The 14,958-nt window shown below is 40.7% G+C and carries 10 protein-coding genes; 5 read left to right on the plus strand and 5 right to left on the minus strand.

Translation table 11 applies throughout. The features are described from left to right. The first annotated feature begins 28 nt into the window (after positions 1-28). The gene (locus M23134_RS04750; RefSeq protein WP_002694278.1) at positions 29-1,069 is read left to right on the plus strand and encodes a hypothetical protein; all 1,041 of its coding nucleotides are present in this window, start codon (positions 29-31) and stop codon (positions 1,067-1,069) included. Here the strand turns inward: M23134_RS04750 and M23134_RS04755 are convergent. Beyond that, complete coding sequence (locus M23134_RS04755; protein WP_002694279.1) at positions 1,066-3,279, minus strand: tetratricopeptide repeat protein; 2,214 nt, start codon at positions 3,277-3,279, stop codon at positions 1,066-1,068. The two genes, M23134_RS04750 and M23134_RS04755, sit on opposite strands and share 4 nt — an antisense overlap. Positions 3,280-3,531: 252 nt before the next feature. Between M23134_RS04755 and M23134_RS04760 the strand changes: the two genes are divergently transcribed. Beyond that, complete coding sequence (locus tag M23134_RS04760; protein WP_002694281.1) at positions 3,532-5,625, plus strand: hypothetical protein; 2,094 nt, start codon at positions 3,532-3,534, stop codon at positions 5,623-5,625. Between the two features lie 205 nt (positions 5,626-5,830). Here M23134_RS04760 and M23134_RS04765 read toward each other — a convergent pair whose 3' ends face one another. The 3 genes from M23134_RS04765 to M23134_RS04775 form a co-directional block, all read right to left on the minus strand. After that, positions 5,831-6,355, minus strand: a complete 525-nt coding sequence (locus tag M23134_RS04765; protein ID WP_045113006.1) for an NADPH-dependent FMN reductase — start codon at positions 6,353-6,355, stop codon at positions 5,831-5,833. Between the two features lie 41 nt (positions 6,356-6,396). Further along, on the minus strand, positions 6,397-7,305 hold the full coding sequence (locus tag M23134_RS04770; protein WP_045113007.1) for a TraB/GumN family protein: 909 nt from the start codon (positions 7,303-7,305) through the stop codon (positions 6,397-6,399). Positions 7,306-7,738: 433 nt separating this feature from the next. Further along, positions 7,739-7,999 carry a DUF6728 family protein gene (locus tag M23134_RS04775; protein ID WP_045113008.1) on the minus strand — a complete coding sequence of 87 codons (261 nt, stop codon included), beginning with the start codon at positions 7,997-7,999 and terminating at the stop codon, positions 7,739-7,741. 315 nt (positions 8,000-8,314) lie between these two features. Between M23134_RS04775 and M23134_RS04780 the strand changes: the two genes are divergently transcribed. Together M23134_RS04780 and M23134_RS04785 are read left to right on the plus strand one after the other, a co-directional pair. Then, the gene (locus M23134_RS04780) at positions 8,315-9,013 is read left to right on the plus strand and encodes a glycine-rich domain-containing protein (RefSeq protein WP_002694284.1); all 699 of its coding nucleotides are present in this window, start codon (positions 8,315-8,317) and stop codon (positions 9,011-9,013) included. Positions 9,014-9,136: 123 nt separating this feature from the next. Further along, positions 9,137-9,901: a glycine-rich domain-containing protein gene (locus M23134_RS04785; protein WP_002694285.1), complete on the plus strand. Its 765-nt coding sequence runs from the start codon at positions 9,137-9,139 to the stop codon at positions 9,899-9,901. Positions 9,902-9,973: 72 nt separating this feature from the next. On the opposite strand, the gene uvrA is transcribed toward M23134_RS04785, so the two are convergent. Further along, entirely contained in the window at positions 9,974-12,781 is a 2,808-nt protein-coding gene (gene uvrA / locus M23134_RS04790; protein ID WP_002694286.1) for an excinuclease ABC subunit UvrA, read from the minus strand. A gap of 486 nt (positions 12,782-13,267) precedes the next feature. Here uvrA and M23134_RS04795 point away from each other — a divergent pair, with 486 nt between their 5' ends. Continuing rightward, the gene (locus M23134_RS04795; RefSeq protein WP_002694287.1) at positions 13,268-14,860 is read left to right on the plus strand and encodes a lipase family protein; all 1,593 of its coding nucleotides are present in this window, start codon (positions 13,268-13,270) and stop codon (positions 14,858-14,860) included. Positions 14,861-14,958: the final 98 nt, after the last annotated feature.

A 14,958-nucleotide genomic window follows, 5' to 3' on the forward strand; every position in this document is an offset into this window, starting at 1 on the left:
ATTTTTCAGTTACCCCAGTCTTGAACCTATGACCTTCATCATCTCCAAAAAAAAGCCATTTTTTCCGATCAGTGAAAACCTGCGCACTTACCTCAGTGGCTATGGTCGTCATTCTGAGTTTTCGCTCAATTATAACGACCTCCTCCGCTATACCGATACCTTTCCGCTCGAAGACCGTTATGGCAAAGACACCCTCTGGGAAACTGTGATATACCCTCAATATGCGGTACAAGAGCTACACAGTGCTTTAAGCTTTATTTACGCCATACTAAAAATGGATGGTGACAAAACCTTGTCCAAGCATCTTTACATCGATCGCATAGATTATTGTCGTTTTGCCAACTCTAAACCTTTCAGAATAAGAGTGGTCAATCAATTCAACGATAACTACGACTATTTTTATGTCAAACAAGCCGATGCCTCACGGGTATATGGCTTAGAGCTAGAGCACATTCTTTCACCCAACCGAATCAACTATTTAGTTTATAAAGATACCCTCATCGAAGAGCACATTGCGGGCATTCCGGGCGACACTTTTATAGAAACCTACCTTACCCGCAAAGATGTAAACAAGGTGCGGATAGCCAAAGAGTTTGTCAAATTCAATGAGCGCTGTTTTGTAAAACTTTTGGGCGATATGCGCTCATATAATTATGTAATAGACATCACGCCTGATTTTGAAGACGAACAATACCGGGTGCGAGCAATTGATTTTGACCAGCAAAGTTATGAGGGTAGACATAAAATGTACCTGGCGCAATTTTTCAAAGAAAACAATGTTGTTGTAGAGTTGGTACAAAACCTGATCAACCCTGAAACCCTCGCACAATACCAGCTAGAAGAGCGTACCCTGATGTCGAGGCGGGTAAGACAGGCACACCAACGTATGCATCACCTGATGAGCAGCATGCGAAAAGACACCCTCTCGAAACCTGAAAAGGTGACCCGGTTAAAACAAGAAATGAAAGATTACCATAACGAAGAGCGTTTTTTACAGTGCAAAACTATGGGCGACATTGTTTATTTGAATATGCAACTGTTATTGGTAGAAAACCTCAAAGTAGACTAAACCCTGATACCTATCCACAAAATATCGTCGCGTTGCTCAGTGTTGAGCATGTGGCGTTGAATAAGCGCAAAAAGGCTGGTTTCCTGCTCTTCTATGGGCAAGGTGTGCAACTCAGTTAAAATATTGCGTAAACGCAAAGAACCCAACTTTTTGCGTTGATAGTCGTGCTGGTCAGCCAGACCGTCGGTACCCATATAAAGCATACTGCCTGTGGGCAAAGCCAGTTGATGATTGACAAATGATTTGTTTTTTGCCTGGGTACCACCTATCGACTTTCGTACCCCTTTTAACACCTGTATTTCTTCGTGGTTGTTTGGGCGTAGGTAATACAACGGGCGTTTGGCACCTGCATACACCAGCTGTTTCTGCCCTTCTGTAGTTTTTCCCAATACCAATATTCCTATATCCATCCCATCTATCGAGCGGGCATCTTGTTGGTGCAAAGCAGTCAGTACTTGTTCGTTTAGCTGGGTAAGAATGCTTGCAGGATCGGTATTCCTTTGTTGTAGAATAAGTTTATCCAATAAGTTGTGACCTATCAGGCTCATAAAAGCACCTTGCACACCATGACCAGTACAATCAGCAAAAATTACTATAATTTTACCCTCTATTTCATTGATCCAGTAAAAATCCCCTGATACAATATCTTTGGGTTGATAAATAATAAAATGTTCAGGTAATAGCTGGCGAACCAATGCCACCGGAGGCAACATGGCTTGTTGGATAGTAAAAGCAGCCCGTATATTATTCTTGATTTGCTTGTTGCGGGTTTGCAGTTGATCATAGGCCTTAGTAATGACCGATTCGCCCGATTTTAGGCGATGGTTTAAAAACTTTAGTTCTTGATTATTGCTTTCTATCTCGGTTTGTTTTTGTTGCAAGTGCTTATTGACAGCTTTCAGCTCTTGTTGTTGTTCCTTGAGTTCTTGATTAAGGGTATTTTGCTTCCGACTACTTTTAAGCAAAAAAAAAGAAAACAAAGAAACAGTCAGCAAGCCAAAGCTAATGATGTACAGGTAAATACTTTGTTGGTTGATTTGCCGGTGGTTGTCAGATTTAATCTTTGCTTCTTTTTTACTATACATATACTCCAGCTCATGCTGAATAAGCTTATTATTGGCTTTGATTGTAAGCAAGCTATCCTTGTAAGCAGCATATTTTTTTTGGTACTCCAAAGCCTGAGCAAGTTTACCCTGTTGCTCGTATATGCTGCTCAATACTTTATAAATGCCCTTCGTTTCCTTTTTAGTGCCTATTCTCAGCGACTTAGTTAACGCAATTTTGCCATACTTTTTAGCTTTTTCCAACTGCTTGTATTGAAGGTAATGCCGACTCATTTGTAGCAACAAAGCTACATATTCAGGAGCTTGATCCTGGGTGCTCATGAGTTGATGACTCTTCTCAAAGTTGGCAGTTGCATTGAGTGTATCCTGGGCAAAAGATTGTAACATTGCCAAAAACTTCAGTGCCACTCCCTCTATAAGAGGCACTTTGGCTTTGCGGGCATTTTGAATGCTCCACCTGGCATACTTTTTTGCCTGGGCATATTTTTTTTGGTGATAATACACCTGCGCTATATTTACCTGGGTTAACCCAATGCTTTCAATCGCTTTCCGTTTTTGGTCAATTTTCAATGCTTTTTCAAAATATTCCAGTGCCTTATCATATTGCTCTATAGTTTCATAAATAGCCGCAATATTGCTTAAACTTGCACTAATCATTTGGGCATTTTTTGATTTTTCGGCAATACGCAAGGCGTTAAAGTGGCAGTCAATAGCCTTCGTATACTTTCCCTGGTCTTGGTACATCTCCCCCAGTGTATTGTATACATTACCTACCCCCTTTGTATAGGCAATACTTTGAAAAACAGCCCGTGCTTTTTGGGCATACTCAATGGCTTTAGGGTACAAGGTTTTTAAGCGGTAGTAGTGGCAGGCGTTATGGAAGGTTTGTCCCAGTTGCATACTTTGTTGGGTGGTGTCGGCTACTCGAAGGGCAGCCAGCGTATAGGTTTTTAGTTGATGGGTATCTTTTTTAGCCCAATATAACCTAGAGAGTGTATTATAAAGACGTAGCTTGACAGTATCGCTCGATGTTGCCTTTAACTGATTGAATACATCAGCTTCTGACGATTGAGTCCACCCATCAAGAGGTAAACTAATCCACCAGAAAATAATGCAATAGATATAACGAAAAAGACCGCCTCCCATTCAAAATCAATTGTTATAAGTTTGTATAAGCAATTTATAAATTTTCAACCAAATAAGAATGTTTTTGTTATATATTGAACCTAGCACTTTAGCAATTGTGAGTGTACCAAGTATTTTTGTATGCTACAATCACTTTCGCAGTTTGTGTTGGCACATCAAAAACCGTACTTTTCGCAAAAATTTTGGGGTACGCAAAAATACTGCGCAATAGGTGCCGAACATTGTACTATGATACAAACAAATCTTAGCATAATGAACACAATCAATCAACACGATATCCTCATCAACCATTGCCTTATTCAAGTACCTACAGTTACCCAAAACACTTTACACCAGACCAATATCCAGCAAACAATGGGTACATTGTCATCCAATTTTTTGTATTATGGTTATATACCTTCCCAACAAGTTTATGAGGCGATGACACAACTGGCGAAAACCTCTCCGAAAACGCTTCATCAATGGTGGCAAACTTTAGAGAAAAGCCTTAAAAAATCTAAAGGAGTTGACAAAGACATTGGGAAATACATTGTGTATCAGAACTTTCCTCAAGAAGTATTAGACATGTCACAGTCGGAATATTGGATCAGGCAACTTTGTATTTATTGGGAAGCAGACCTTACCAGCGTACGACAAGCGCCCATCCCACGCGCGCCTATGTTTGAGCAAATAGATTTTAAAGTACTACACCTGGCACGTTCTTCTGCTCTTGACAACCTATACGAAAGTTTGCTACTGAAACCAGCCGCATGGATAGCCACCGAACAGCAAGAAGTGCAATGGTTTGTGCAACAGGGGTATACAATGAACGCAGAAATAAAATTTAAAGAAAACCTCGTTTTTGCTGCCATTACTTGTATGCAATACGAGCAAACATTGCCATTATCTACCACTACCGATGTGCTCAGGCTTGCCACAGGATTTTCTGAAGGGGATATTTCGCTCAAAACCAATAGCAAATTTAAACTCTCCCGTCGCCAGCGAAAGTATGTATTGGAAGTGTTGGCAGGAGTAAAAGACCTGGAAGAAGGAGTCATGCGCTACAAAAACAAATGGATACATTTGTTTCATCAGTTGCACGTTGGCGAGTACGCCAAAAAACACCCAAAAATCTACCAAGTAGCTCATACCTTACGCAACGGAGGCAAATACCCTACTTTTAACTCTAATATAGAAAACTACCTGACAACATCAAACACCGAAGCATTGGCATTGCTTGCCCAGCGTCCGGGAGAATTTGCCCGCCGTATTGTGCATGTATTGGAGGTGTTTGGCGACACTGCTTTGTCTTGTTTTTTGCCTGTATTACACAAGCTCGAAACCATTAAATTGTTGAAACTAAAGCGGTTTTTACGTACCGCCAATGACCGTGATTATCGAATATTCACCCCTAAGGGGAGCTGGAAGAAAGCCCAGTTTGAATTGAACGAAACCCAAATCAAACCACACCATATTCAGCAAATAGTCATGGCTATAGACCAACTGGTGAGGCAACGGGTAAGCAACAAGTTTGGTACATCATTTTTTTATACGCCAGACATTGCCCACATAAAATTGCCTGTAAACAATGCAGAGGCAGTTTCTCGTTACCCAAAAGGAACTGTTTTTCATATTCCTGACAATATTCGTTTTATTCGTTCGGTCACCTATTGGCAAGAGCGTTCGCAAACCTGTTGGATGGACAATGGCTGGAATTTTTTTGATGCCAACTGGCAGGCAAAAGGGACTTGCTGCTGGGACACTACCTGGGAGATGGGCAAAGCCGCAGTGTTTTCGGGCGACCCGGTAAACTCATACAACAAAGCGGGTAAAGCCGGACAATTGATTGACTTATACCTTGATCAGTTGGTGGAGGTGGGGGTACGTTACGCAGTTTGGAATATTTTGTCATACAACCGTATTCCGTTTGATGCCCTGGAAGATGTGCAAGGTTTACTGTTATGGGGCGAAAAGCCTCAAACTGGTAAGTTGATAGAACCCTCAAGGGTCAATTTTTCTTTTCCTGTAACAGGTAAGTCTTTGACCAAATACATCTGTTACATCGATTTATTCACTCGCCGCTTGGTATTGATGGACAGTAGCCTTTCGGCAAGTGTAGGATCAGCTCGAAACAATGCCACACGTTTGCAAAACAGCATGCCAGCCATAGTAGAGTACCTTGACGCCTTACCTTCGTTGATGGATATGTTTGAGGGGTTTGCTGTAGCTCCTGCCACTGATGCCATGAAAGTAGTGTATACCGATAAGCAGTTGCCGATAGACAATGAGTCTGCTTTTGTATTTTTGCCTAAAAACAAAGACAATAACTACGATCCGGTTTCACTCGAAACCTTGATCAGCGTATAAAATAAAACAGCCTTTTTTGAACACTCAAAAAAGGCTGTTTTGTGTTAGACTCCTATAGAACAAGGTAAACTTAAAGCGTTATTTTTATTTTTAACTATGGTTTATAAATCGCTAAAAATCAATGTGATATAAAAAATGTAATTCATCATGGGCTAGGGTTTACCTAGAACCTTGTCAAGAACTAGCCTCCCTGAAAAAGAATGAATTAGAATTTGATAAGTTTATCTACCTGTTCACGTAGCAATTGATTGTATAAGTCGTTGGTAATTTTACCATCTTTTAGGTTGGCTTCTACACGAGGTAGCTTTACCCGCATGCCCAGTAGGTTGGCACCCAAATAACTTAAAATATCGGTAAGGTGGCTCAAAGCCAGCGCACTGCCTTGCATACCCGAAGACAATCCCACCATTGCCACTTTTTTGTTGTTAAACTTGCTTGGGTACTCCAGCCCATCTATAAAAGCCTTTAGTACTCCTGGAAAAGACCCGTTGTATTCGGGTACTACAAATACAAACTTATCTCCTTGAGCTATTTGCTGACTGTATATATTAAAATCGTTGTTTTTACCTGCATTGCCATACAGTGCTGAAAAAACAAAGTCTTTGGGTAAACCCTGCAAGTCAATAATGTTACTTTCTGTATTTTGTTCGGCAAGTAAACTTTGATAATATGCCGAGACCACCCGCGAAATCGATTGATTTCGATTGGTGCAAGAAATGATTGTAATCAAGTGATCAGTTTTTAATGTTTGTGTATATAGGTGAGATTTCCCTACAGCTTAATTTTAAGTGGAGATATTGTATAGCCTTTTTCTCGTAACAAATGTAATACGCCTGATTTCCCTGGCAAGTGTCCGGCACCTACTGCAATGAAAGCACTTTTACCCGACTTGAGCAACTCCTCGATCTTAGGAATCCATTTTTTGTTACGCTCTACCAACAATGTTTTGAGTTCGTCTTCACTGGCTGTTTTTTGCATTAACTTATGCAGCCCATCCAAGTCTTGTTGTTTATACATTCTATTCAGCTTAACAATTTCTTGTGAAGCAAGGCTGTCCTTATCATACACCATCTCCAGCAACAGATCTACTTGCTTGTCTAATGGCTTGCCATCATAAAGCACTTTTATTTGATCTTCAACTGTTTCAAGGGCAATTAATTTTTTATTGAGGTTACGAGCCGATCTTTGAAAATACTCATCCATAGAACTATTGCCCGTCTTTTCAAGGTTCATGTTCAACGTTTTTGCGTACTTTTTCAGCATAATCATCTGATAAATAGCAATAGGCTTAAAACTACTAAACAACTGTACACCTGTGCCCATGTACTTTCTTAGACACTCATCAGTGGCTTTATAATCTTTTTCGCTCATCAATTGATTGAGGCGTTTATTAGGCATTACACTTGCCATGGCCACCTTCATCATATTAGAGGCTTCTATCAAAATCTCTCCTGCTACAATATCCGCTTTTTTTAATTTATCTAATATGATTTTATTCTGATTGATAAAGCCATAGTCATGCAGGTGATGAGTACCAAATAAATAAGTTGGTTTTTTAACGCCGGGACCTTTTACTTCCCAAAAGATAGATTTAGCTTTTGGAAGTGTGTCTTGTGCCAAGGTAGGCAAAGACAACAAAACGCTGAGGATGCTGAAAATAAATAATTTAGTATGCTTCATTCTGTATAAAAATTACACCTGTACAATGATCAAAAAAAACAGCAAAAGTAGTACATCAACCATTACACTCACTGCCTCATTGCAAAGGTGAAGTAGTTTCGTTGTGACATAGTATATACCATTTAGTCTAGTGCCTTAAACATTAAGTAAATGCGCTATTATTTGGGATGAGTTTTGTTTTCTGACGCACTTCAAAACCGGTGGCTACAGCTTTGCTGTGCCGAGCTCTGCCAAAGGCTAAATCGCGCATAGCCTTAGTTACGCAAGTTTTTTTAAGTAAAGTCAGTGGGCAAAAATCGCCGAAATAACCGAGGCTACAGTTCTACTGTGCCGAGCTCTGCTTTAGCTAATAGGTTAGGTATTTAGTATTTAAGGTGCTAATGAAAGTGACCCTGCTACATAATGAAATACACCGTTCATTAAACCACAATGCTTACTTGTGCTTTCGAGGAAAAAATGTGCGAAATATGACCATAAACACCGCTGATAGTATAAAAATAGTCACCCACTTAAAAAAGCCTGGGATTAGGCGGTAACTAATGACCATGGCACAAAATAAAAACATGAGCATAGAAATGCGATTAATGCCATGCATTACTCGAATATTAAAGTTGTTAGGGCGATCAGGATCATGCTTTCGAAAGAAATATCCAAATACAGCCCCCATTTTAAAGAAATCAGTGAACTTACTCATAATCTATCTTTATTTTTATAGATACAATCCATTGAGCAGGGTAAAAGTTTTCTGTTTCCCTGACTTTATACGCAAATATCAGTAAATCTTATCACTAATAGCAGCATTTTATCAATTTTAACCATTGTGTTGAGTCTGAATTTGACCCAAAAAGCGACTCTGTTAAAAAATAAACAAACGAAACTTTTAAGGTGTATATTATCGTATATAAGCTTAAATATAAAATTATAAATAATTGATTATTTATAACACCAAATAATGCAACTGTTTGTTGTGTTATTGTGAAACCATTGATCAAACTTAAAAATCACCTCTATGAACCCACAAGAAAAACAACTCTGGGATAAAATCAATCATTACTCATTTGATGCGGTAGACGCATCTTTTCCTTTTTCGGCACGCCTCATGCGTGAAAATGGCTGGACAGAAGCCTATACTATTGAAGCGATTCAGGAGTACAAAAAATTTATGTTTTTGGTTGCCGTATCAGGGCATTCTGTATCACCCTCCGACCCAGTAGACCAAGTGTGGCATTTGCACATGATTTATACTCAATCGTATTGGGAAGAGTTTTGTCATGGAATTTTAGGCAAAGCAATACACCACAACCCCACCAAAGGAGGCAAAGACGAGCGTAAGAAACATGTGAATATGTATGACCAAACTGTGGAGAGTTACTTCCAATACTTTGGTGAACCCCAACCCGCTCATATCTGGATAAGTACCCAGGACCTTTTCAAAGAAATACACTACCGTAGGGTAAACATGCATCGCAACTGGGTGACCGCCAAGCCTCAGTTTGTGCGCAAACGTTGGCACTTAGCCCCGTTACTTGCCTTGCTTGCATTATTTTTTATGGCAAATAGTGGAGGAGATATTGCTGGAATTATATTTTTTGTAGTGTTTATTGTTTTAATATCTATAGCTGCAACCAGTACAGACAAAGGAGGAGGGAGTGCCAGTGGTGGATGTTCTTCTTGCTCTTCCTGTTCAGGCTGTGGTGGCTGTGGTTGAGCGTTAAATGATTCACATCCTCTTTTTCTTTTGCCTGGGTAAAGGAAAAGGGGGGTGTTGTTTAATCTAATTTCCAAAGGCTACGTAAGTTAAAATCTAAACCTAATAAATAAGTAGAATACAATGGTGGCAGAACATCAACCCATTTGGGAAAAAATTCAGGCATACAAACTAGACGCCGTAGATGCATCTTTTCCTTTCTCGGCACGCCTCATGCGTGAAAATGGCTGGACTGAGGCCTATACTATTGAAGTGATTCAGGAATACAAAAAGTTTATGTTTTTGGTTGCCGTATCAGGGCATTCTGTATCACCCTCCGATCCTGTAGACCAAGTGTGGCACTTGCACATGATTTATACCCAATCGTACTGGGAAGAGTTTTGTCACGGAATTTTAGGCAAAGCAGTACACCACAACCCTACCAAAGGAGGCAAAGACGAACGAAAAAAGCACGTCAACATGTATGACCAAACTGTAGAGAGCTATTTAAAATACTTTGGTGAACCCCAACCTGCCCATATTTGGATAAGTACTCAAGACCTTTTCAAAGAAATACATTACCGTAGGGTAAACATGCATCGCAACTGGGTGATCGCCAAGCCTCAGTTTGTGCGCAAACGCTGGCATTTAGTGCCTTTGTTGGCATTGGTAGCCACTTTGGTAATGGCAAGTGATGGCGGTGCGGTATTTGTCATTCTTTTGGTGGTAGTAGTGTTCATTGCCCTAATTGCCTCTATTGGTGGTAATAACAACGGTAAAGGAGGCAACAACAGTGCTGGTGGTGGCGGGTGGTTTGTTGGTTGTGGAAGCAGCGATTCCGGCAGTGATTCTGGAAGTAGTGGCTGTTCCTCTTGCTCTAGCTGTGGTGGTTGTGGAGGCTGTGGGTAACATTAAAAAGGGTATAAGGCTATTTAATAAACCTTATACCCTTTCTGACGTGTTATTTAAATTTTCTGGTTCTTAAAATTTCTCCTTCAAAAATCTCGCAGTGTGGTTGTTTTCTAAACCAATCAAATCCTCAGGGATTCCCTGAAAACAAATCTGTCCTCCTTTGGCACCACCTTCCGGACCTAAATCTATGATCCAATCGGCACTTTTAATCACCTCCAGGTTGTGTTCAATCACCAGTACCGAGTGCCCTTGCTCTACCAATGCGTTCAGTGCTTTGAGCAACTTCTTTATATCATTGAAGTGCAAACCAGTGGTAGGTTCATCAAAAATAAACAAAGTATTGCCTTTGCGTGCATTGCGTTTGTCCAGAAAAGACGCCAGTTTCAGGCGTTGAGCTTCTCCACCACTCAATGTGTTCGACGATTGCCCCAAGCCTACATATCCCAGGCCTACTTCATACAAAGGACTCAATGCCTGTACAATTTTAGGTTCATTTTTAAAAAAATCCAGGCTTTCTTCTACTGTCAGATCAAGTATTTCGGCGATGTCTTTGTCATTGTATTTAATATCCAGAATTTCTTTCTTAAAACGCTTCCCTTTGCAGCTTTCGCAAGTAAGGTATACATCTGCCATAAACTGCATTTCAATTTTTACCTTGCCTTCGCCTTCGCATACTTCACAACGCCCTTTGTCTACGTTAAAAGAGAAGTGGGCAGGTTTATACCCTCGTTTTTTGGCAAGTGCTGTGTTAGCAAACAAGTTACGGATAGTGTCATACGACTTGGTATAAGTTACTGGGTTTGAGCGCGAAGATTTACCAATAGGATTTTGATCGATAAACTCTATCCCTTTTAAGGCCTGAGTGTCACCCTCCAGACTTTGGTATTTACCCTTGGTGCTGCTATAGTCTCCATACATTTTGGCAAGTGCCGGGTACAAAATATCTTTGATAAGTGTAGACTTGCCCGATCCACTTACGCCTGTTACTACTGTCATTACCCCCAGAGGAAAACGCGCCTCTACATTTTTTAAATTATTTTCTTCAGCGCCTACCAAGGTAATAAAAGCATTTGCTTTGCGTCGGACTTTAGGCATTGCAATAGAGTCTGTGCCATTTAAAAAATTCAAGGTATGCGAGTTTTTGCCGTTTTGGATGGGGGCATCCAGAGTACCTTGAAATATCAACTCACCTCCACCAGTACCTGCATCGGGGCCAATGTCTATAATTTGGTCAGCGTGACGCATAATATCTTCTTCGTGCTCTACCACAATCACTGTATTGCCCAATGCCTTCAGGTCTTTCAATACCCCAATCAATCGGTGGGTATCACGGGGGTGTAGCCCAATACTTGGTTCATCTAATATATACATAGAGCCTACCAACGCACTGCCTAAAGCGGTGGCAAGTTTAATGCGTTGATACTCTCCCCCCGAAAGGGTAGATGTCAAGCGGTTGAGGGTTAAATACCCAAGCCCTACCTCGTTAAGGTACTTGATACGGTTGTTTATTTCGGTAAGCACCCTTCTGGCTATTTGCTGTTCGTTAGGCTTAAGTGACAGGTTTAAAAACAATTCTCGTAAATCTTCCAGTGGCATCAATACCATATCATTGATATTGTACTCAGCTATTTTTACATAACTGGCGTCTTTACGCAAACGGGTACCTTGACAATCGGGGCAAGTGATTTTGCCACGGTAACGCGACAGCATCACCCGGTATTGTATTTTGTGACTTTGGCTGGCAATATGCTCAAAAAAAGCATTTAAGCCTTGAAAGTGTTCATTACCTTCCCACAAAAGTTGTTTTTGTTCCTTGCTTAGTTCCCGATAAGAACGATGGATAGGAAAGTCGAACTGTATGCTGTTTTGAATCAATGGTTGGAACCATTCTTTCCGCATCTTTTCAGTAGACCAAGGCACAATGGCATTGTCGTATACTGATAGATTTTTGTTAGGAATAACCAAGTCTTCATCAATGTCAAGTACACTACCAAATCCACCACAACGTTTGCAGGCTCCATAAGGGTTGTTAAAACTAAAGAACTGTACTGTAGGTTCTTCAAACTTGATTCCGTCAAGTTCAAACCGATCAGAAAACTCTTTTACCTCTTTTTTCAACACATGAATCATACAAGAGCCTTGCCCTTCATAAAAGGCCGTTTGCACCGAATCAGCAATGCGAAACTGATTGTCTTCATCGTCTTTTTTCACCACATTGCGGTCTACTAATATAAACACCTCCTGACCTTTGAGCGCCTTTATTGCTGCTACATCCTCTAGTAGTTCTTCAATAAACAAGGTGTCCCCATCTACCAATAAACGGGTAAACCCTTTTTGAAAAACAAGTTTCAATTCATCTTCCAGGCTACGTTCTGATGCTACATTTACCGGAGCTGTGATCAGTAGTTTTTGCCCTTCGCTATGCGACTGTATATAATTAACTACATCGGTTACGCTGTCTTTTTTTACCTTATTGCCTGATACCGGAGAATAGGTGACACCAATGCGGGCAAACAATAGTTTGAGGTAATCATATATTTCGGTAGAGGTACCCACCGTGGCACGTGGGTTTTTGGTATTACTTTTTTGTTCTACTGCAATTGCTGGTGACACCCCCTTGATGTATTCTACTGCGGGCTTTTCCATTCTACCCAAAAACTGCCGTGCATAAGAACTTAAACTTTCTACATACATGCGTTGCCCTTCGGCAAATAAGGTGTCAAACGCGAGCGAAGATTTGCCCGAACCCGAAAGTCCAGTAATGACTACAAATTGATTACGTGGAATGGCAACATCTACGCCTTTGAGGTTGTTTGCTCGTGCTCCTTTGATAATGATATGATGTCGGGGGTCAAGTTGGTCTACATTTACCTGCATTGTCTTTCCTTTTTATAATAGCCTCGCTTGCGAATTTTATAAACAAACCAAGAAAAATTGGTCAGATGGGTGTTGAAATAGTAATATTGCTAAATAGCTGTTAGCAAAAAGCAAATATACATTGTTTTTGGCTAAAACTCATTTAATTATTTGGCTTTCGCCAATGAATTTACTTACTTAACTGCTCGAAAAATAACCAAGTCTTCTTGGCTTAATACTTACCTCCGCCTTGGCTATACGGGCGCACTATTCAACTACATAAATATATTTACTGACCTTTCTGTCAGTATTGATACCTTATTTCAAAATCTTAGAACAAACCCTGAGGGTTCACAGGCTCCATATCGATACTTGGTTGTGTTTATGGTTTTAAGCAACTTCTATTGCTTAAGCAGAAACACCCTGCTTTGTGACGTTTTCTGGGTTTAGATAAGCCAGGTTGACTTTTATACCCAATTATTAAATTACACAACAGATAACCAACGTATGCGAGGGAAAACGCAGTTGATGAAACCCTTGGTGCAAAACCAGTTTCAGTCAACTATAGGACAAAGACAGGCAACACAAGGAGTTGCTAATGTATCGCCTCACCGTTTAGCCAAAGAAATTTATGAAGCTTTTGACGGCATAGGCACCAACGAGCAGGCAGTTTACCGAGTTTTAAACTTGCCTAGTAGCCAGTTACAAAGCGTAGTAAAAGTGTATAATGCTACCTACAAAGATGATTTTGTTACAAGGTTGCGCGCCGAGATGAGCGACAATGGGTGGAGCACACAAGATTGGCAGTTTGCAGCTTATCAAATGAAACGTGCCAGGCTTGGCCTGATGCTCCCTAAAGAAAGTATTACCCGTTTGTCAATTCGTCGTAGAGGAATCAAAAGCAGCCATGTTCGCAAAGCCATCTATCCCGACGATCGGGTATCTTATGAGTTAGAAGAAAATTATGACAGCTACCAATGGTATGCAGTCAACGATCATCATTCTACTACAACATTTGGCAAGGAAAGCAAAGCCCGGGTAACCGGAGCCAATGCCCGCAAAAGTTCGTTCCAGGCTGGTTTTCCGGGCAATCACCGCATTGTTTGCCGGGCTTCTAAAAAAGGACAAGCCCCGGTTTTTTATGAGCACGAGCAAGTAGTTAGTAGCTACGCCAAAGACATAGGTACCGAAGGGGTTTCTTTTGAATACCTGGCGCATTACCTGGCTTACCGCGATCAAAGTTTCTTTGCTGAAGGTAAAAAAGCCCGACCGAATGACGCCTGGAAAAAAGCTCAAAATATTTTACTTGGCATGGGGTATGACCTGAGAACTGCTCAGTTGTACTCAGGCAAAGGTGGTTTTGATGCAGTAAGAATACAAGCCCTTGAGGGCTTATCTACTAAAAACCCTGTCATTGCTTTTAGAGGTAGCCAACCTACTGAGATTGCCGATATATTGACTGACCTAAACCCTACCGGAGTAGGCTTTGACCAATTGTATAGAAACCTCTCCCTTATTTTACAAATTATAAAAGATGCTGGAGGGTATGCCGATTTTACCGGGCATAGTCTAGGAGGCGCTTTGGCGCAATATGTAGCTACTTATTATCCGGGAGTAGCCAGTCGGGTAGTTACTTTTCAGGCACCAGCCATAGACAAAAAGTCAGCAGCGCGGTTTGCCCAGCAAAAAAATAAACCGCAAGTTACTCATCATTTTTCTGACAATGACATAGTAGATCTTGCTGGAGGCAATCATCTAACCGGAGAGTTTTATCGCCATGCCTTAGACTCTTTTTTTACCCATACTGATTATATGTTTTTATCGCCCCAGTTCAAAGACATTCGACGGATTTTAGGCATTAGCGATGACTACATTGCTACTCACATGGGCACCGAAGTTTTTCAGAAAGTAGGAGTTATTCGTAAATACAGTGAATACCCACACCCTATCAAGAGTGCCATTACCGAAGGTTTGCGGCAACTCACTTCTTCGGGTGTACGCAAAGTATACGAGTTGTTGCGTAAGTCTAAGTTTAAAGATGACATTGTCCGGATTCAACAACAGCTTAAGCAGTTTCAAGACACCCAAGCTTCTCGCTAAACAAGAGTTAGTTATACCTGCCTGGTTTCAAAACCAGGCAGGTATAAAGTTTCTTGAAAAACGTTTTTGTTGAGCAAAATCTGGCAATGAACTTATCT

It is taken from the genome of Microscilla marina ATCC 23134, from assembly GCF_000169175.1.
Taxonomy (GTDB): Bacteria; Bacteroidota; Bacteroidia; order Cytophagales; family Microscillaceae; genus Microscilla; species Microscilla marina.

What these genes read in the sequence shown, in the direction of transcription:
- M23134_RS04750 (WP_002694278.1), top strand. Translation starts at nt 29, where the DNA reads ATGACCTTCATCATCTCCAAAAAAAAGCCATTTTTTCCGATCAGTGAA.
- M23134_RS04755 (WP_002694279.1), bottom strand. Translation starts at nt 3,279, where the DNA reads ATGGGAGGCGGTCTTTTTCGTTATATCTATTGCATTATTTTCTGGTGG.
- M23134_RS04760 (WP_002694281.1), top strand. Translation starts at nt 3,532, where the DNA reads ATGAACACAATCAATCAACACGATATCCTCATCAACCATTGCCTTATT.
- M23134_RS04770 (WP_045113007.1), bottom strand. Translation starts at nt 7,305, where the DNA reads ATGAAGCATACTAAATTATTTATTTTCAGCATCCTCAGCGTTTTGTTG.
- M23134_RS04775 (WP_045113008.1), bottom strand. Translation starts at nt 7,999, where the DNA reads ATGAGTAAGTTCACTGATTTCTTTAAAATGGGGGCTGTATTTGGATAT.
- M23134_RS04780 (WP_002694284.1), top strand. Translation starts at nt 8,315, where the DNA reads ATGAACCCACAAGAAAAACAACTCTGGGATAAAATCAATCATTACTCA.
- M23134_RS04785 (WP_002694285.1), top strand. Translation starts at nt 9,137, where the DNA reads ATGGTGGCAGAACATCAACCCATTTGGGAAAAAATTCAGGCATACAAA.
- uvrA (WP_002694286.1), bottom strand. Translation starts at nt 12,781, where the DNA reads ATGCAGGTAAATGTAGACCAACTTGACCCCCGACATCATATCATTATC.
- M23134_RS04795 (WP_002694287.1), top strand. Translation starts at nt 13,268, where the DNA reads ATGCGAGGGAAAACGCAGTTGATGAAACCCTTGGTGCAAAACCAGTTT.